Annotated in this window: 15 protein-coding genes and 1 pseudogene; 4 read left to right on the top strand and 12 right to left on the bottom strand. The window is 74.4% G+C overall.

Annotated features, from left to right (window positions below):
- Window positions 1-67: 67 nt before the first annotated feature.
- The 5 genes from ACFW1I_RS34405 to ACFW1I_RS34425 are packed head-to-tail and all read right to left on the bottom strand — an operon-like array spanning window position 68 to window position 6,028.
- Window positions 68-1,495, bottom strand: coding sequence for an amidase (locus tag ACFW1I_RS34405; RefSeq protein ID WP_384677373.1), 1,428 nt, complete (start codon window positions 1,493-1,495; stop codon window positions 68-70).
- A 30-nt stretch (window positions 1,496-1,525) separates the two neighbouring features.
- Complete coding sequence (locus ACFW1I_RS34410; protein WP_384677375.1) at window positions 1,526-2,212, bottom strand: ATP-binding cassette domain-containing protein; 687 nt, start codon at window positions 2,210-2,212, stop codon at window positions 1,526-1,528.
- Entirely contained in the window at window positions 2,209-3,951 is a 1,743-nt protein-coding gene (locus ACFW1I_RS34415) for an ATP-binding cassette domain-containing protein (RefSeq protein WP_384677377.1), read from the bottom strand. Before ACFW1I_RS34415 ends, ACFW1I_RS34410 begins: the two co-directional genes overlap by 4 nt.
- On the bottom strand, window positions 3,948-5,192 hold the full coding sequence (locus ACFW1I_RS34420; protein WP_384677379.1) for an ABC transporter substrate-binding protein: 1,245 nt from the start codon (window positions 5,190-5,192) through the stop codon (window positions 3,948-3,950). Before ACFW1I_RS34420 ends, ACFW1I_RS34415 begins: the two co-directional genes overlap by 4 nt.
- Window positions 5,150-6,028: a branched-chain amino acid ABC transporter permease gene (locus ACFW1I_RS34425; RefSeq protein ID WP_384677381.1), complete on the bottom strand. Its 879-nt coding sequence runs from the start codon at window positions 6,026-6,028 to the stop codon at window positions 5,150-5,152. The genes ACFW1I_RS34420 and ACFW1I_RS34425 overlap by 43 nt, the downstream gene beginning before the upstream one ends.
- Before the next feature lie 138 nt (window positions 6,029-6,166).
- Here ACFW1I_RS34425 and ACFW1I_RS34430 point away from each other — a divergent pair, with 138 nt between their 5' ends.
- A complete protein-coding gene (locus ACFW1I_RS34430; protein ID WP_384677383.1) occupies window positions 6,167-7,126 on the top strand; it encodes a helix-turn-helix domain-containing protein in 960 nt (319 codons plus the stop codon).
- 87 nt (window positions 7,127-7,213) lie between these two features.
- On the opposite strand, the gene ACFW1I_RS34435 is transcribed toward ACFW1I_RS34430, so the two are convergent.
- Entirely contained in the window at window positions 7,214-7,726 is a 513-nt protein-coding gene (locus ACFW1I_RS34435) for an HD domain-containing protein (RefSeq protein WP_384677385.1), read from the bottom strand.
- A gap of 113 nt (window positions 7,727-7,839) precedes the next feature.
- On the opposite strand from ACFW1I_RS34435, the gene ACFW1I_RS34440 reads away from it, so the two are divergent.
- The 3 genes from ACFW1I_RS34440 (at window position 7,840) to ACFW1I_RS34450 (ending at window position 10,955) form a co-directional block, all read left to right on the top strand.
- Complete coding sequence (locus ACFW1I_RS34440; RefSeq protein WP_384677387.1) at window positions 7,840-8,772, top strand: TIGR03564 family F420-dependent LLM class oxidoreductase; 933 nt, start codon at window positions 7,840-7,842, stop codon at window positions 8,770-8,772.
- A gap of 57 nt (window positions 8,773-8,829) precedes the next feature.
- The gene (locus tag ACFW1I_RS34445; RefSeq protein WP_384677389.1) at window positions 8,830-9,477 is read left to right on the top strand and encodes an alpha-ketoglutarate-dependent dioxygenase AlkB; all 648 of its coding nucleotides are present in this window, start codon (window positions 8,830-8,832) and stop codon (window positions 9,475-9,477) included.
- Between the two features lie 332 nt (window positions 9,478-9,809).
- Entirely contained in the window at window positions 9,810-10,955 is a 1,146-nt protein-coding gene (locus ACFW1I_RS34450; protein WP_384677391.1) for a hypothetical protein, read from the top strand.
- A gap of 5 nt (window positions 10,956-10,960) precedes the next feature.
- On the opposite strand, the gene ACFW1I_RS34455 is transcribed toward ACFW1I_RS34450, so the two are convergent.
- The 6 genes and pseudogenes from ACFW1I_RS34455 to ACFW1I_RS34480 all read right to left on the bottom strand — a co-directional run.
- Window positions 10,961-12,415 carry a cytochrome P450 gene (locus tag ACFW1I_RS34455; RefSeq protein ID WP_384677393.1) on the bottom strand — a complete coding sequence of 485 codons (1,455 nt, stop codon included), beginning with the start codon at window positions 12,413-12,415 and terminating at the stop codon, window positions 10,961-10,963.
- Window positions 12,412-13,032, bottom strand: a complete 621-nt coding sequence (locus tag ACFW1I_RS34460; protein ID WP_384677394.1) for an ATP/GTP-binding protein — start codon at window positions 13,030-13,032, stop codon at window positions 12,412-12,414. The genes ACFW1I_RS34455 and ACFW1I_RS34460 overlap by 4 nt, the downstream gene beginning before the upstream one ends.
- Window positions 13,013-13,369, bottom strand: a complete 357-nt coding sequence (locus ACFW1I_RS34465; protein WP_031012350.1) for a DUF742 domain-containing protein — start codon at window positions 13,367-13,369, stop codon at window positions 13,013-13,015. The genes ACFW1I_RS34460 and ACFW1I_RS34465 overlap by 20 nt, the downstream gene beginning before the upstream one ends.
- Window positions 13,366-13,776, bottom strand: a complete 411-nt coding sequence (locus ACFW1I_RS34470) for a roadblock/LC7 domain-containing protein (protein ID WP_031012348.1) — start codon at window positions 13,774-13,776, stop codon at window positions 13,366-13,368. Before ACFW1I_RS34470 ends, ACFW1I_RS34465 begins: the two co-directional genes overlap by 4 nt.
- Before the next feature lies 1 nt (window position 13,777).
- The gene (locus ACFW1I_RS34475) at window positions 13,778-15,289 is read right to left on the bottom strand and encodes a sensor histidine kinase (RefSeq protein WP_384677396.1); all 1,512 of its coding nucleotides are present in this window, start codon (window positions 15,287-15,289) and stop codon (window positions 13,778-13,780) included.
- Between the two features lie 454 nt (window positions 15,290-15,743).
- Window positions 15,744-16,040, bottom strand: a pseudogene (locus ACFW1I_RS34480) (SWF or SNF family helicase); the annotation flags it as partial.

Genomic DNA, 16,040 nt, shown 5'->3' on the forward strand with positions numbered 1-16,040 from the left:
GTGCCCGGCCGGGCGGCCGCCCCCGCGGGGCCCGCGGCGTTGGGCCGGCCGCGCCGCCCCGGCCGGGTCAGCCGGGGAACCGCGCGGGGCGGCGGGAGGGCCAGCCGTCGACGAGCTCCAGCTCCGCGGCGACGCGGAGCAGGGCGGCCTCGTCCCACGGCCCGGCGACGAGCTGGCTGCCGATCGGCAGCCCGTCGGCCGAGGTGAAGGTGGGCAGGCTGATCGCGGGCAGACCGGTGATGTTGCAGACGGCGGTGAACGAGATCATCCGGGTCTCGGTGGCGCGCGGGCCGCCCGGATCGTCGTTCGCCTCCTTGAGCAGGGCGTCCACCGGCGGCGGCGGGCAGGCCATGGTCGGGGTGAGCAGCAGGTCGAAGTCGCGCCCCCACTGGGCGCGGACCGCCCGCGACTCCTCGGCGAGCAGCGCCGCCGCCCGGGTGTACTCGCCCGAGTGCTTCCCCGTGGCCCGCTCCATCCGGAACCTCAGGTGCGGCTCGGCCAGCTCCGGCCGGTCGTACGGCGCCGCCCACAGCGCCGCGTCCAGGACGGTCTGCGTGTAGCCGACGATCGCCCGCTCGCTGAAGAACGACGGCGCGGCGGGGAACACGTCATGCCCGAGCGCGGCGAGCAGCCGGCCGGTGTGCTCGGCCGCCGCCACGCACTCGGGCGCCACCGGCAGCCCGGTGGGCGCCTCGGTGAGCAGCCCGATCCGCAGCCGGCCGGCGTCCCGGCCCGGCTCGTCGGCGTACGGCCGTTCCGGCGCCGGCGCCTGGTACATCGCGAGCCGGTCCGGCACGGACATGACGTCGAGGAGCGCGGCGGCGTCCCGGACGGTCCGGGTGACGGCGCCCTCGACGGTGGCGTGCTCCCAGCCCGGGATCTGCTGCGGCACCCGCCCCCGGCCCGGCTTCAGCCCGACGACCCCGCAGGCGGACGACGGCATCCGGATCGAGCCGCCGCCGTCGTTGGCGTGCGCGACCGGCGCGAGACCGGCCGCGACGGCCGCCGCCGCACCGCCGCTGGAACCGCCGGCCGACCGCGCCGGGTCCCAGGGGTTGCGGGTGGAGCCGAAGCGGCTGTTGTCGGTGGTCGACAGCAGCCCCATGTCGGGCGAGTTCGTCCGGCCCATCAGCAGGAACCCGGCGTCGAGGAGCCGGCGCACCACGGGCTCGGTGACGGTGCGGGGCCGGTCGTCGACGCCGTACGAGCCGTACGTCGCGGGCTGCCCCGCCACCTGGGTCAGCTCCTTCACCGGGACCGGCACCCCGTGGAACGGCGGCAGCACGTCCAGGTCCTCCCGCGCCGCGGCCGTGACCGCCGCCTCGGCCCGTCGCGCGTCGGCCCGCACCGCGTCCGCGTCGAGCCAGGTGAAGGCGGCCAGTTCGGGGTCGTGACGGGCGATCCGGTCGAGATAGGTCTCCACGATCTCGACGGGGCTCAGCTCCCGTCGGCGGACGGCCGCGGCGAGGGCGGTGGCCGAGGAATAGGGATCCATGCGATGACTCCAGAGAGGGGAGGGGGCGGCTCAGCGGACGGCGAGGATCGCGTCGAGGCGGGTGCGCAGACCGGCTTCTGCGGGGGCGTCGAGGACGACGCGGCCGGCCTCCACGGCGACCGCGTGGTGACTGCGGTCGAGGAGGGCGCCGGCGTGCTGGTCGACGAGGAGGACGGCGACGCCGGACGCGGCGATCGTGGAGAGCGCTTCGAGGACGTCCGCGACCACGGAGGGCTGGAGGCCCTGGGTGAGCTCGTCGATCGCGATCAGGCTGCTGCCGGCCAGCATCGCGCGGGCGATGCCCAGTTGCTGCTTCTGGCCGCCGGAGAGGCTGCCGGCGAGCTGCCCGGCCCGGTCGGTGAGCAGCGGGAAGACCGCGTACGGGTCCACCGCGGGGGCGAAGTCGCGGCGCCGGGCGAGCCGCAGGTTCTCGGCGACGGTCAGCGACGGGAAGACGCCCCGGTCCTCCGGCATCAGCGTGCCGCCGGCCCGGGCGAGCAGGTCCGGGCGGCCCGGGGGCATGCTCCGTCCGTCGAGGACGACTTCGCCCGCGTGCCGGTCGGCGAGGCCGAAGACCGTGCGGAGCAGCGTGGTCTTGCCGGCGCCGTTGCGGCCGACGAGGGCGGTGACCTCGCCCGCCCGCACCGTGAGGTCGGTCGGGCGGACGACGGCGGCCTGCCCGTATCCGCCGGCGAGTCCGGTCAGTTCGAGGCTCATCGGGCGGCCCCCAGGTAGGCGGCGCGGACGGCCGGGTCGGCGGCGACGGCGTCGAGCGGGCCGCGGGCGAGCACCCCGCCGCCGGCCAGCACCACGACCTCGTCGGCGAGCTCCCGCACGATCTCCATGTCGTGCTCGACGACGAGCATCGCGCAGCCGGTGCGCCGGTTGACCTCGCGCAGCTCGCGGACGAGCCGGCGGGCGTCGTCGGGACCGAGCCCGGCGGCGGGCTCGTCGAGCAGCAGGAGCCGGGGCGAGGCGGCCAGCACCATGGCCAGCTCCAGGCGGCGCCGGTCGGCGAGCGGCAGGGTCCCGGCGGTCCGCAGCCGGTCGGCGGCCAGGTCCCGGAACTCGGCGGGCAGTTCGGCGGTGGCCGGTGCGTCCATCCGCGCGAGGTCCAGGTTGTCGGCGGGGGAGAGGTCGGCGACGACGCTGGGGATCTGGAACATCCGGCCGAGGCCGAGCCGCACCCGCCGGTGGACGGGGAGCCGGGCCGCGTCGGTGCCGAAGATCCGCAGGGTGCCGGCGTCGGGGGCGAGCTGGCCGGCCACCACGCCGAGCAGCGTGCTCTTCCCGGCGCCGTTGGGCCCGATGAGGCAGACGCACCGCCCGGGCCCGACGGTGAGGTCCACCCCGGTCAGCACCTCCACCGGCCCGAACGCCTTCCGGACGCCGCCGAGGACCAGCGGCTCCGTGTCGGCATCGGCCGCGGCCGGCGCGGACCCGCGTCGCCCGGCGCGCCGGGCCGCGGCGGGCAGCCGCGCGTCCGGTCCGGGGCCCGCGAGCAGCCGCCGGGGGAACGCGGTGAGGCCGCCCGGCGCGACCCGGACGACCAGCAGGAACAGGCCGGCGAGCGCCAGCACGTACCAGCCCTGCCAGGTGGCGCCGAGGAACTGCTGGCCGGCCGTCACGGCGAGCGCGCCGGCGAACGGCCCCACGGTGGACTCGCGCCCGCCGAGCGCCAGCCACACGAGGACCGACGTGGACAGCCCGAGCCCGAAGACCTGCGGCGAGACCAGCCCGGCCACGGGGGCGTACAGCGCGCCCGCCAGCGCGGCGACGGCGGCGCTCACCGCGAAGGCGAGGGAGCGCACCCGCGGCCCGTCGATCCCGCTCTGCGCGGCCCGCTCGGGGTTGCGGGAGGCGGCCAGCAGCCGCGCCCCGAACCGCCCGCGGACCAGCAGGAACGCACAGCCGGCGACGACGGCCGCGACGGCGCCGAGCGTCACGTAGTACGAGGTCACCACGTCCGGGGCGGAGACCGACAGGCCGTTGGTGCCGCCGGTCACCGGGGTGAGGGTGGTGGCGGCCCGCTGGAGCAGCAGCCCCACGCCGATGGTGAGCAGGATCAGCGGCGCGTCGGGCACCGGGGCGGCCAGCCCGATCCGTACCACCGGCACCGCGATCAGGACCGCCGCGAGCACCGCGGCCGGGACCGTCAGCGCCCGGGACAGACCGTGCTCCCCGGCCAGGGCCACCGCGTAGGCGCCGAGGCCGAAGAAGGCGGCGTGACCGACGCTGAGGAGTCCGGCCCGGCCCCAGCTCAGGTCGAGACCGTAGGCGAACAGGCCGTGGCACAGGCCCAGGGTGAGGGTGGCGAGCGCGAAGGCGTCGAGACCGAACGGGGCGGCGAGGAGCGCCGCCCCGGTCAGGGCGGGCAGCGCCACCCGCAGCAGGCGCCGGACGCGGGCGCCGGTGTCGGCGGGCGGCACCGCGAGGGGCACGGTGGAGGCGGTCACGAGCAGCCCTTCTTCGGGGTCCCGTCGGTGACCATCGGGTGCGTCTTCGTCACCTTGTACGCGCCCCCGGCGCCGATGGTGACGGTCCGCATGTCGGCCTGGAGGACGTGGTTCGACGGGTCGAAGCGGGTCCCCTTGCCCAGCGGGCTGTCGTGGCGGAACTCGCCGATGGCCCTGTTGACGGCCTCCGGGTCGGTCGTCCCCGCCTTCGCCGTCGCCCCGAGCAGGAAGCGCACGCCGAAGTAGGCGTTGCCGGCGACCTCGGGGATCGGCGCCTTCCAGTCGTACGCGGACCGGTAGGCGTCGGCGAAGGCGCGGCTCTCGGGGTCCTCGACGCCGTCGCTCCATCGCACGGTGTGGGTGCGGCCCTCGACCAGCGGCGCGAGCGCCGGATAGAAGTCGGCGTCCAGCGGCGCGCCCTCGTAGCCGAGGCGCGGGGTGAGCAGGCCGAACTGCTGGGCCTGCTTGCTGAAGGTGACCGCGTCCGCGCCGACCACCATCGACAGCACCAGGTCCGGCTTCGCGGCCGACAGGCGCTTGACGACGGGCTGCCAGTCGGTCTGGCCGAGCGGGCTGAACTCCTGGGCGACGACCGTGCCGCCGGCGTCCTTCACCAGCTGTGCGGCGATCTCCGCGTAGAAGCGCGGGTAGTTGTAGTCGGAGCCGACGATCGCCACCTTGCCGCCGTACCGGGCGATCAGCGCGGGCACGGCGGGGGTGAGCATCTGCCGGGTCGACTCGCCGAAGCCCCACTGGTACGGGAAGCAGCGCTCGGTGTCGCCGAGGATCGCCGTGCCGAACGGCACCTTCGCCTCGTCGGCGACCTTCCCGACCGCCTCCGCCGTGTCCCCGGTGATGGTGCCGAAGAGCAGGGTGACCTTCTCCTGCCGGATCAGCCGGCGGGCGAGCTGGGTCGAGTTGGCCGGGTCCCCGGCGTCGTCGATGACCACGTACTCGACGGGCCGGCCGCCGACGCCGCCCTCGGCGTTGACCTTCTTGACGGCCAGTTCGAGCCCGTTGCGGAGCGCGGTGCCGACCTGCGAGACCGGGCCGGTGAGCGGCACGACCACACCGATCCGCACCGGGCCGTCCGCGGCCGGCCCGTCGCCGGAGACGGCGGCCCCCTGGCAGCCGGTGAGCGCGGGGGCGAGGACGAGGGCGCTGGTCAGGGCGAGCGCCGCCGCCCGGGGCGCGCGCATCAGGCCGCGCCCGCGGCCGAGGGGGAGGGACGACGGAACCATGCGGAGAACCTTCCGATCCAGGGACGCGAGCGCAGGGCGGCGATCGCGACGACGACGGCGTAGAAGAGGGCTTCGGCGACGGTGTCGGAGAGCCAGGTGCGCAGCAGCACCGACAGCGCGGAGACGAACAGGGCCGCGCCGGCGGCGGTGCCGAGCGCCCCGGGGCGGCTCAGCAGCAGGCCGAAGAAGACGGGGACGAGGAGGGTGAAGCCCATGCCGGGACTGACCGCGAGCACCGGGCTGTAGAGGGCGCCGGCCAGCACCGCGAGCAGACCGCCGACGACGAAGGCCACCGTGCGCAGCCGGCGCGGATCGCGGCCGAGCACCGCCGCCATGTCCGGGTTGTCGGCCACGGCCCGCAGCGTCAGGCCCCACCCGGTCCGGCGGGCCGCGACGAGCACCAGCACCACCACCGCGGACGCGGTCAGCGCGCACACCAGCCGGTACGAGGGGTAGGGGGAGCCGAGGACGTCGACCGAGCCCTCGACCGGCACCGGCACCGTCCGGGCGGTCCCCGTGAAGACCAGCTCCGCGCCCTGCCGCAGCGCCATGCCCAGGCCCCAGGTGACCAGCATGGCCGCGAGCCCGTCGAGGACGGCACCCCGCAGCAGCAGCCGCTCCACCAGGAGCAGCACCGGGACCCCGGCCACGAGGGCGAGCAGGGTGCGCAGCCCGAAGGGGGCGACGGTCAGGGTCGCGGCCGCGTAGGCGCCGCACATCGCCAGGTCGCCCTGGGCCAGATTGACGACCCGGGTGGCCGCGAAGATCACCGCGATGCCGACGGTGAGCAGGCCGTAGAGGCCGAACTGGCCGAGAATTGCCAGAAGTACATCCACCTGTTATCGCCTCTGTGCTTACGGGGTCGGCGGGAACAGTGCGAGCATCTGGCAATTCCGCGGCGGGCACTGGTCCGGCAGCGCACAGTTCTGTGTCCGCGGCGCGCGGAACCGGCACGGTGCGGAGGGGGAGGCGGCATGCCGCTGGAACGACGGGACGACGGGACCCTCGTCTTCGGGTATCTCGACACCGCCTCGGAGGGCCGCGCCGGCGCCTACGACACGGTGTTCGTCCGGTCCGGGGAGGCCGGCGCCCCCGCCCGGCAGGGGTACGCGGCGGAGCTGCGGCCCTGCCGCTTCGGCGCCCTCAGCGGCTGCCACATCAGCGGCGAGCAGGACGTCCGGGTCATGCCGAAGCCCTCGCCGGCCGCGCCCCGCCCCGGCCACCTGCTCGGCTTCCTGGTCTCGGGGCGCGGCGCGCTCGAACAGGACGGGCGGCGGGCGGACCTGGCGCCGGGGGAGTTCGTCCTCTACACCGGGGCGCGCCCGTTCCGGCTGGAACTCGGCGCCGCCCACCGCTACTTCGTGCTCTCCCTCGACCCGGGCACGGCGGGCCTGGTGAGCGCCGCCGACGCCGCCGGCCCGCGCGGGCTCACCGCCAACCCGGACCTGCCCCGCTCGCCCAGCGGCCGGGTCCTCTCCGCCGTCGTCGGCGAACTCGCCGTCCGCGACCGGGGCTTCGGGCCGCTGGCCGGACGGGAGATGGGGGAGCACGTCGGCGCGATCCTGCGGACGGTGCTGCGCGAGACGGCGAGCCGGGACAGGGCGGGCGGGCCCCTCGAACGGATCCTGGCCCACATCGACGACCACCTCGCAGGCGACCTGTCACCGGGCGCGGTCGCGGCCGCCCACCACATCTCGGTCCGGCACCTGCACGCCCTCTTCCGGGAGACCGGCGTGACCGTCGGCGACCACGTGCGGCAGCGGCGGCTGGAGCGGATCCGCCGCGACCTCGTCGACCCGGCCCTGGCCCATCTCCCCGCGTACGCCCTGGCGGCCCGCTGGGGCCTCGGCGACGCCAGCCACTTCAGCAAGGTCTTCCGCGCCGCGTTCGGCCTCTCGCCGCGCGCGGTGCGCGACCAGGCGAGGGGCACCTGACCGCGCAGGGGGGCATGGCGGCGCACGGGGCGCCCCGTGGGCGCCGCCCGCGCCGAGGACGTCGTCGGTCCGCTGCCCGGCGCGCGGTCAGGCCCCGGGCAGTTCCGGCAGCAGGTCCGGGTTGACGATCCGGAGGATCGTCGCCACCTGCGCGGGATCGGCCGCCGTCCACAACACCCGCCGCGCCGACCGGTACTTGGCGGCCAGCCGCTCCCGCTGCTCCGGCGGCAGCGCGGCCGCCCGGTCGGCGCGGCTGTTGTGCGCGTTGTCGGCGATCTTCACCAGGGCGGCGTCGGGGTCCCGGGCCACCCGCCGGATCTTCTCCTCGTACGCCGTGGGCGAGCCGTCCGGCTCGTTGGTGACGGCCTCGACGATCCGGACGACCCGGTCGGGGACCCCGGCGGCCCGCAGCCCCTCGGCCGTCCAGGCCGTGTCCTCGACGACGTCGTGGAGGAGCCCCGCCATGGCCAGCTCGGGCCCGAACGGCGCGAGCCCCGCCGCGACGGCGCGGACGTGTTCCACGTACGGGACGCCGATCTTGTCGACCTGACCGGCGTGCGCGCGGTCGGCCAGGGCGTCCACTTCTGCGAGGGTCATCATGGCCCCATCATCGCGGCACGCGCGCGTGCCGGAGGCCGGGCCGGGCGCGAGTCGCCGCACACTGTTCACATCCGGAGGGAATTCCCCTACGAGCGTGGCCTGTTGCCGCCAGCATGACCCTTGGCGTAACGCTCAGTTCGACCAACCGGCAGCTCCCCCTCGACGAGACCGTGCGGCTCGCGCGCGAGGCCCGGGACGCCGGACTGCACTCCGCGTGGTTCGGCCAGTCCTTCGCGTACGACTCGCCCATGCTGGCCGCGATCGTCGGCCGCGAGGTGCCCGGACTGCACGTGGGGACGGCCGCCCTCCCGGTCTTCGGCCGCCACCCGCTGCTCGTCTCCAGCCAGGCCCAGACGGCGCAGGCCGCCACCGGCGGCCGCTACCACCTCGGGCTCGCCCTCGGCACCCGCCACCTCACCGAGACGGCCTTCGGCCTCCCGTACGAGCGGCCCATCGGCCTGCTCAGGGAGTTCCTCACCGCCCTGCGGCCGCTGCTCGACACCGGCGAGGCCGACTTCCACGGCGAGCTGCTGACCGCGACGACCCCGTACCCGGCGGCCGTCCCCGGTGCCCGGCCGCCGGTGCCGGTCCTGGTCGCGGCGATGGGCCCGCAGGCCCTGCGCGTCAGGGGGGTCCGGGCCGACGGCATCCTGCCCTTCCTCGCCGGCCCGCGCGCCCTCGCCGAGCACATCGTCCCCGCCGTGACCGCCGCGGCGCGGGCGGCGGGCCGCCCCGCTCCCCGGGTCGTCGCGCTCGTGCCCGGCGTGGTCACGGCCGACCCCGACGGCCTGAGGCACCGGGCGGCCGAAGCCCTCTCGCTGTACGAACGGATCCCCTCCTACCGCCGCGTCCTCGACCTGTCCGGCGCCGACCGCGCCGCCGACCTGGCCGTGCTGGGCGACGAGGAGACCGTCGCCGCCGAGGTCCGCCGCTACTACGAGGCCGGTGCCACCGAGGTGGTCTTCACGGCCACCGACCTCGCGGGCGAGGACGCCCGCGGCCGCACCTGGAAGCTCCTCGGCGAACTCTCCAGGACCTCCGGATGACCGAGCCGCCACCCCCATATTCGAGCACCTGTTCGGTTGTGTGGGTATGCTGGGACCATGACCGTCGCACCACCGGACCTCCCCGGCCTCCAGGGATCCCTCTTCGACCAGGGTGACGAACCCCGGCCGGGGCCCCTGGACGGGCTGCGGCGGACCCCGCTGGCCGGCGGGGCCTGGGTGGACCACCTGCCCGGCTGGTTCCAGGGGGCCGACGGCCTCTTCGGCGAGCTGGTCGGACGGGTGCCGTGGCGCGCCGAGGAGCGCCGGATGTACGACGACGTCGTCGCCGTCCCCCGCCTCCTCGCGCACTACCGCGAGGGCGAGCCCCTGCCGCACCCCGCGCTCACCGAGGCCCGCGCGGCCCTGGGCGCGCACTACGCGGACGAGCTGGGGGAGGAGTTCGTCACCGCGGGGCTCTGCCTCTACCGCGACGGGCGCGACAGCGTCGCCTGGCACGGCGACCGCACCGGACGCTCCTCGACCCGCGACACCCTGGTCGCCATCCTGTCCCTGGGCGACCCCCGCGATCTCGTGCTCCGCCCCCGCGGCGGCGGCCCGGTCGCCCTCCGCCTCCCGCTCGGCCACGGCGACCTGGTCGTGATGGGCGGGTCGTGCCAGCGGACCTGGGACCACGCCGTGCCCAAGACGAGCCGCGCGGTCGGTCCCCGGATCAGCGTCCAGTTCCGCCCGCGCGGCGTACGCTGACCCGGTCGGCACGATCCGGATCATGGAGGGGGTCGGCTCGCCCCGGCCCGCATATGCCGGGCGGTGGCCGCCGTCGTCAGCCGGAACAGGCCATGGTCGTCCCGCCCACAGGAGGTCCCCCAACGGGCCTCCACGGGCGGCTCCGTCGCTTCAGGAGAACACAACTGCCCAGCAAGACGCCAGGGTTACCGGATTCCGGAGTCGTTGAATCCGGGGGTTGTGGGCCGGTTCGGGCGGGCAGGTTTGCAGCGTCGCGTGGCGGGAATTGTCGGCCGTCAGTGACAGCGGCAACATACGAACGGATTCCGAGGACTGAAGGAGGTGGAGCGACCATGCCCCTGCATGCCGTCGAAATCCCCGAGTTGTGGATGCCTCACCCACTCAAGGTCAATCCGCATCTGCCGGGCCTCCGGGCCGAGAGCGAGACGTGGGCCCGCGAGATGGGCATGCTCGACGCCGGCGACGGACGGTCCGACCGCCGGCCGATCTGGACCCACACCCAGTTCCGGGCGATGACCGTGGACCTCCTCACCGCCTGGACGCTGCCCGACGCCGACCCCGCCGCCCTCCGACTCAACCACCGCTTCAACATCTGGGCGCTCGCCTGGGACGACTACTTCGCCCACGCCTTCAAGCGGACCAGCGACCTCCAGGGCGCCCACGACTTCACCGCCCGGCTCCACGCCTTCCTGCGCCCGGAGGAGGGCGCCCGGCTGCCCGAGCCCGTCAACGCCGTCGAGCGGGGCATCGCCGATCTCCAGCGGCACCTCTTCCCGCCCCGGCTGAACCACTGGCGCCAGGAGTTCTGCCGGGCGCTGGCCCGCTACATCGACGCGGGGGTGGAGGAGCTGGCCAACAGCCGCACCGGCCGCGTCCCCCACCTCATCGACTACGCGCCCTTCCGGCGCGAGAGCTTCGCCGCCCACACCGCCCCCTACTCCGTCGAACTCGCCACCGGGGCCCGAATACCCGAGCGGATCCGGCACAGCCGGACCGTCCGCGGCCTGACCGCCGCCTTCATGGACGTCATGGGCCTGGCGAACGACATCGCCTCCTACGAGCGGGAGGTCCACGAGGAACACGACGTGAACAACCTCGTCGTGGTTTTGGGCACCTCCCTCGGCATCCCCCTCCGCGAGGCGGTGCCGGCCTCCGTGCACCTCGTCAACTCCCGTATGCGCGACTTCGAACAGCTCCGCGAGGAGGACATCCCGCTGCTCGCCCGGCGCGCCGGACTGAGCCACGACGAGCGGGCCGAGCTGGACACCTGGCTGGGCGGGGCGTGCAGCTTCCTCTCCGGCCTGCACGCCTGGTACACCGGCGCCCCCCGGTACGTCCCCACCGAGCAGCCCTTCCCGGAACAGCGCCTCCCCGCCCCCGCCCCCGCCGCCGCGGACGACTGGTTCGGAAGGGGGGCCGGCCGGCACACGCCGACACCCCCCTCCGCCGTGGGGCTCGGTCTCGACGCCGAGCCATGAACCGGTTAGCGCAGCCGCAGCAGGCGCAGCAGCCCGTCCCACCACGACGACCGCGGCCCGGGCACTCCGGCCGGGACCACCTCCGGTACCGCCTCCGGAGCCGGGGTCGGCGCGGGGATCCCGGCGAGCTGCGGCGGCGGGGCCGACGGCAGCGGCGCCTCGAACTGATGCGTCCGCGGCGCCCGGGGCGCGAACGTGACCGGCAGCGCCGTCAGGTGCCGCGCCCAGGTGGAGGAGCGCCAGCTGAGGTCCTCCTCCGGGATCGCCAGCACGATGTCGGGCAGCCGCGTCAGCAGGATGTCGATGCCGGTGTCGGCGATGATGCGGCCGACGTCCTGACCGGGGCACTCGTGGCTGCCGGCGCTGAACGACAGGTGCGCGCGGTTGTGGTGGACGGGCGCCGCCGGGTCCGGGCGGACCGCCCGGTCCATGTTGCCCGCGGCCAGGCCGAGCAGCAGCATGTCGCCCGCCATGATCCGCTGCCCGCCGAGCGTGGTGTCCCCGTTGGCGTACCGGGACGGCAGGACCATCAGCGGCGGCTCGTCCCACAGGACCTGCTCGACGGCCTCCGGCAGCGTCATCTGGCCACCGGCCAGCGAACCGCGGAACCGCGGGTCGGTCACCACCATCCGCAGCACGTTCGACATCAGGTTGGCGGTGGTCTCGTAGCCGGCCAGCAGGATCAGCCGCAGGTGCTGCACCACCTCCTCGTCCGTGAGGCCCACCGGATGGGCCATCAGCGCCGAGGCGATGTCCTGCCCCGGCTTGTCGCGCTTGTCCCGGACGAGCTGTTCCAGGCTCTCCACCACGAACGCGTTGCTCGCCAGCGAGGTCTCGGTGGCCTTGAAGAGGTCCCGGGCCGCCTGGACCAGCTTCGGCGCCGCCTCGTCGGACATGCCGAGCAGATGGATGAGGGTGAGCATCGGCAGGTGCTCGGTGAACCGGTCGACCAGCTCGGCCTCGCCGTCCTCGCAGAACGTGTCGATCAGCTCGTGGGCGAACCGGTTGATGCGCCGCCGGATCCCCCGGTGGTCGAACTGGTCGAGCGAGGCGGTGACCGCGCTGCGCAGCCGCTGGTGCTCCTCGCCGTCCGCGCAGACGCAGTCGGGACGCCAGCCGATCATCGGCATCAGCGGGGAGGTCGCCGGGTCGATCTCGCCGGTGCTCCAGCCGTGCCAGACCCGCGGGTCGCGGGAGAACTGGGTGGAGCGGGTGGCCACGTCACGGCACTCGTTGTAGCCGAGGACCAGCCAGGCGCGGACGTCGCCGTCGAGGAGGACGGGCGCCACCGGGCCGTGGGCGGCCCGCAGTTCCTCGTACAGGCCCATGGGGTCCGTCTCGGCGGCGGGGCCGTAGAGCCGGGCCGCTCCGCCGGGTCCGGTGGCCGCGTGGGCGGGGCAGCCGGGGGGCGGGACGAGCCCGCTCTCGTGCGGGGCGTGCTCGTGGGCGGGGAGGGTCATACGGTCTCCTGGGCGGCGATGGTGCACAGGTAGACCATCAGCGAGAGCAGGGCGTCCCGGCAGGACGCCCGGTCACGTGCGTCACAGGTGACGAGGGGGACGGACTCGCTGAGGGCCAGGGCCGTGCGCAATTCTGGTAGCGGGTACTGCGGGGCCTCGGGGAAGGTGTTGACGGCCACGACGAAGGGGACGCGGCGGTCCTCCAGTCGCGTGATGACCTCGAAGCAGACCTCGATCCTGCGGGTGTCGACGAGGACGACGGCGCCGAGCGCGCCCTCGAAGATCCCGTTCCACAGGAACCAGAACCGCTCCTGTCCCGGGGTCCCGAACAGGTAGAGGATCAGCTCCTCGTTGATGCTGATCCGGCCGAAGTCCATCGCGACGGTCGTGGTGCTCTTGCCGGACGCTCCGGGATTGTGGTCGATCCCGACGCCGGCCTGCGTCATCTGTTCCTCGGTGGTCAGCGGAGGGATCTCGCTGACCGCTCCGACCATCGTCGTCTTGCCGACGCCGAAGCCGCCGACGACGACGACCTTGACGCCCCTGGCGCCGTGCGGCAGCAGCAGGTCGGTGTCGCGCGGTCCTGCCCTGAGCGTGTCAGAGTCTCCGTAGTCCATGGATCACCGCCTCCAATAGGCCGCGGTCGGGGAAGGCCGCGACGGGCACGGGTGCAATCGCCTCCACGCGTTCGTCGTCGACGAGCTGGGACAGCAGCACGGTGACGACGCTGAACGGGAGGCTGAGGTAGGCCGACACCTCGGCCACCGACAGCGGGTACTCGCACATGGAGAGGATGGCCGCCTGTTCGGGCTGCATCGAGGGTTCCGGTGCGGACCTGGTCGCGATGAGCGTGACGAGGTCGAAGGTCTTGGCCGAGGAGCCCTCGCCGCCGGTGATGACGTACAGCGGTACGGGGGTTCCCTCGTCCCAGGGATGGGGGTTGTCCGAGGTCACATCGCCTGCCGGACGACGTCTTCACGGGGCGGACTGGTCATGTGCCGGCCGATCCTGACCACGAGCGCGCGCATGCGGGCGCCGAGCAGTCCCGCGTCCACCTCCTCGTCGGCGAGGACGGCGAGGTAGGCGCCGGGGCCGGCCGCCATCAGGGAGAAGTAGCCGCCGTCGGCCTCGATCCCGACCATGTGGGTGGTGCCGTTGCCGTGCGGGAACATCTGCGCGATGGCCCGGGCCAGGCTCTGGATGCCGGAACAGGCGGCGGCGATCGCGTCGGCGGTGTCGGAAGCGGTGTTGGCCTGGCCGATGCACAGGCCGTCCGAGGAGAGGACGACCACGTGCCGTACGTGCGGAACGCCGCCCACGAGCTCGGTGAGCATCCAGTCGATGTTGGGCAGTGGCTGCATGTTATTCGACCTCATCAGACGGCTGGCTGTGCGGAGTGGAGGAGTCGGTGCCCGCGTGCTTGTCGGCGTTGAACGCCTCCCACATCAGCCCGGGTTCGCGGGCGGAGGACCGGGGGGCGGGGGCCGGCTCCGGGCCGGTGCGGACGACCGGCGTCGGGACGGGCGTGTCGCGGCGGCGGCGCGGCAGACCGTTGAGGGTCTTCCCGTCGATGAACGGGTCCGCTCCGTCGTCCAGGGACGGGAGGAGGGGGGCGGGCGCCGGCGGGGGCACGGGCAGGGGTGCGGGGGCCGGCGGCGGGACGGACGGGGTGCCGCGCTTCGGCAGCGGACGGATCGGTCCGGCCGCGCGCTTCCGGGCGGGCTCAGGGGTTCTCACGACGGGCTTCTCCACCGTGGTGATCAGGCGCCGGGGTACGAGGATCACGGCCCGCACGCCTCCGTAGGCGGAGGGACGCAGGTCGACGTCGCAGCCGTGCTCGCGGGCCAGCCGGCTGACCACCGGCAGGCCGAGCTGCGTCACCTCGCCCAGACCGGCCAGGAACATGCCCGACGCCGACTCCGTCATCACGCGGTTGATGCGGTGCCGGACCTCCTCGGTGAGGCCGACGCCGCGGTCCTCGATCTCGATCGCGATGCCCGAGGGCACCTCGACGGCGCTCACCTCCACGGGGGTGTGCGGCGGCGAGAACGACGTGGCGTTGTCGAGGAGTTCGGCGAGCAGGTGGATCAGCGGTTCGGCGCCGGGGCCGATGACCGCCGCCTCCGTGACCGACTGGAGTTTCACCCGCGGGTAGTCCACGATGCGCGACATGGCGCCGCGCAGCACGTCGTAGAGCGGGATGGGCTTCGACCACTGGCGGCCGGGGCGGGCGTCGCCGAGGACGGCGATGCTGGCCGCGAGGCGGCCGATGAGGGCGTTGCGGTGGTCGACGTCCTGGAGACCGCGGGCGAGCACGAGGTCCGTGCCGTGGACGATCTGCATCTCCCGCAGGTCCTTGGCGAGCTGGTGCACGATCGCCTGGACGCGGCGCGCGACGGCCACGAGCGCCCGCTGGGACGAGTCCCGGGTGTTCTCCTCGGCCTCCACCGCCTCCAGCAGGGTCCGCAGCGCTCCCCTGAGCGCGTCGGTGAACCCGTCGTCGAGGTGGTCGCCGAAGCGGACGGAGTTCACGATCTCCGAGGCCGGGTCGCCCTTCTGGAGCCGGGCGACGGCGGCCGGCAGCAGTTCCTCGGCCAGCCACACGGTGGTGGTCCGCTGGTCGGCGAGGCGCGAGAGCAGCGCGGTCTCGCGCTCCGCGTGGGCCTGCTGCGCGGCCTGCACCGCGCGGGTGTGCCGGGCCGCCTCGGCCGCCCGCGACAGGCGCACGGTCAGCGCGGTGCTGCCGACGGTGAGGGAGACCGCCGCGAAGCCGTACCAGGCCACCGGTGTCCGTATCTGCGCAGGCGCGAAGAGCAGCCCTATGGCGAAGAGTGCGGCCAGGACCCCCGGCGGGACGAGCCACACCGGAGCCACCGCACCGGGCGTGGCTCTGGATGTTGAACCTGCGCGAACCATCAACGGTTTCCCTCAGCGTCTGGAATAGGAGAGGACTGAAGTGGCGCGACGTACCGGCAGGAAAGAGTGAACATGCGATCGATCGCGTACGCGTGCTCGAAAGGGACCGCTTCCGGGTTCCTTCGCCCACACGTCGATGCCCGTGTCTCCCTGTGGCCGTGCTCCGTCTAGGCGCCCGCTCCCAGCGTTCATGACTCGCTGTGAGCGCGGCGCAACACATCTGCGGAGCATAGTCAGTTAGGGATTGGCGTGTGACCTCGATGGAAGGAAGGGTTCTATCAATCAAACTGGCCCTATAAGAGGGCGGAAATGCGTATCGAAAATGACAACAACTGATCAGAGCCAGTGCTTTTTACCGGTCATTCCGAAACGCGGGTCGAGCCGCGGCGCGCGCCCCCCGTGCGCCCTTCCGCTACTCCTCCCGCTCGCCCTCCTGCTCGCCCTCGCCCGTCGCCGTCGACAGCGCCGCCGCCGGATCCCGGTCCGCCGGACCCGCCGGGGACCAGCCGTCCCCCTCCCGTCGGTACGGCCACCACCGGCCGTCCTCGCCGAGCCGCAGCTGCGCCCGGGCGCCCGCCGCGGTCCAGCGCGCCCCCGACCGGCTCAGCTCCGGGCGTTCACCGTCCTCCCAGGCGTCGGCGAGCCGCGCCGCGGCCCGGGTCAGGGCCTCCTCGTCCGGGGTCCAGGACTCGTCCAGCACGGCGAGGGC

The sequence above is a fragment of the Streptomyces sp. NPDC058955 genome (assembly GCF_042741435.1).
Taxonomy (GTDB): domain Bacteria; phylum Actinomycetota; class Actinomycetes; order Streptomycetales; family Streptomycetaceae; genus Streptomyces.

Coding starts and splice junctions, on each gene's coding strand:
- ACFW1I_RS34445 (WP_384677389.1), top strand. CDS start 8,830: ATGACCGTCGCACCACCGGACCTCCCCGGCCTCCAGGGATCCCTCTTC.
- ACFW1I_RS34450 (WP_384677391.1), top strand. CDS start 9,810: ATGCCCCTGCATGCCGTCGAAATCCCCGAGTTGTGGATGCCTCACCCA.
- ACFW1I_RS34420 (WP_384677379.1), bottom strand. CDS start 5,192: ATGGTTCCGTCGTCCCTCCCCCTCGGCCGCGGGCGCGGCCTGATGCGC.
- ACFW1I_RS34435 (WP_384677385.1), bottom strand. CDS start 7,726: ATGATGACCCTCGCAGAAGTGGACGCCCTGGCCGACCGCGCGCACGCC.
- ACFW1I_RS34410 (WP_384677375.1), bottom strand. CDS start 2,212: ATGAGCCTCGAACTGACCGGACTCGCCGGCGGATACGGGCAGGCCGCC.
- ACFW1I_RS34460 (WP_384677394.1), bottom strand. CDS start 13,032: ATGGACTACGGAGACTCTGACACGCTCAGGGCAGGACCGCGCGACACC.
- ACFW1I_RS34455 (WP_384677393.1), bottom strand. CDS start 12,415: ATGACCCTCCCCGCCCACGAGCACGCCCCGCACGAGAGCGGGCTCGTC.
- ACFW1I_RS34470 (WP_031012348.1), bottom strand. CDS start 13,776: ATGCAGCCACTGCCCAACATCGACTGGATGCTCACCGAGCTCGTGGGC.
- ACFW1I_RS34430 (WP_384677383.1), top strand. CDS start 6,167: ATGCCGCTGGAACGACGGGACGACGGGACCCTCGTCTTCGGGTATCTC.
- ACFW1I_RS34440 (WP_384677387.1), top strand. CDS start 7,840: ATGACCCTTGGCGTAACGCTCAGTTCGACCAACCGGCAGCTCCCCCTC.
- ACFW1I_RS34405 (WP_384677373.1), bottom strand. CDS start 1,495: ATGGATCCCTATTCCTCGGCCACCGCCCTCGCCGCGGCCGTCCGCCGA.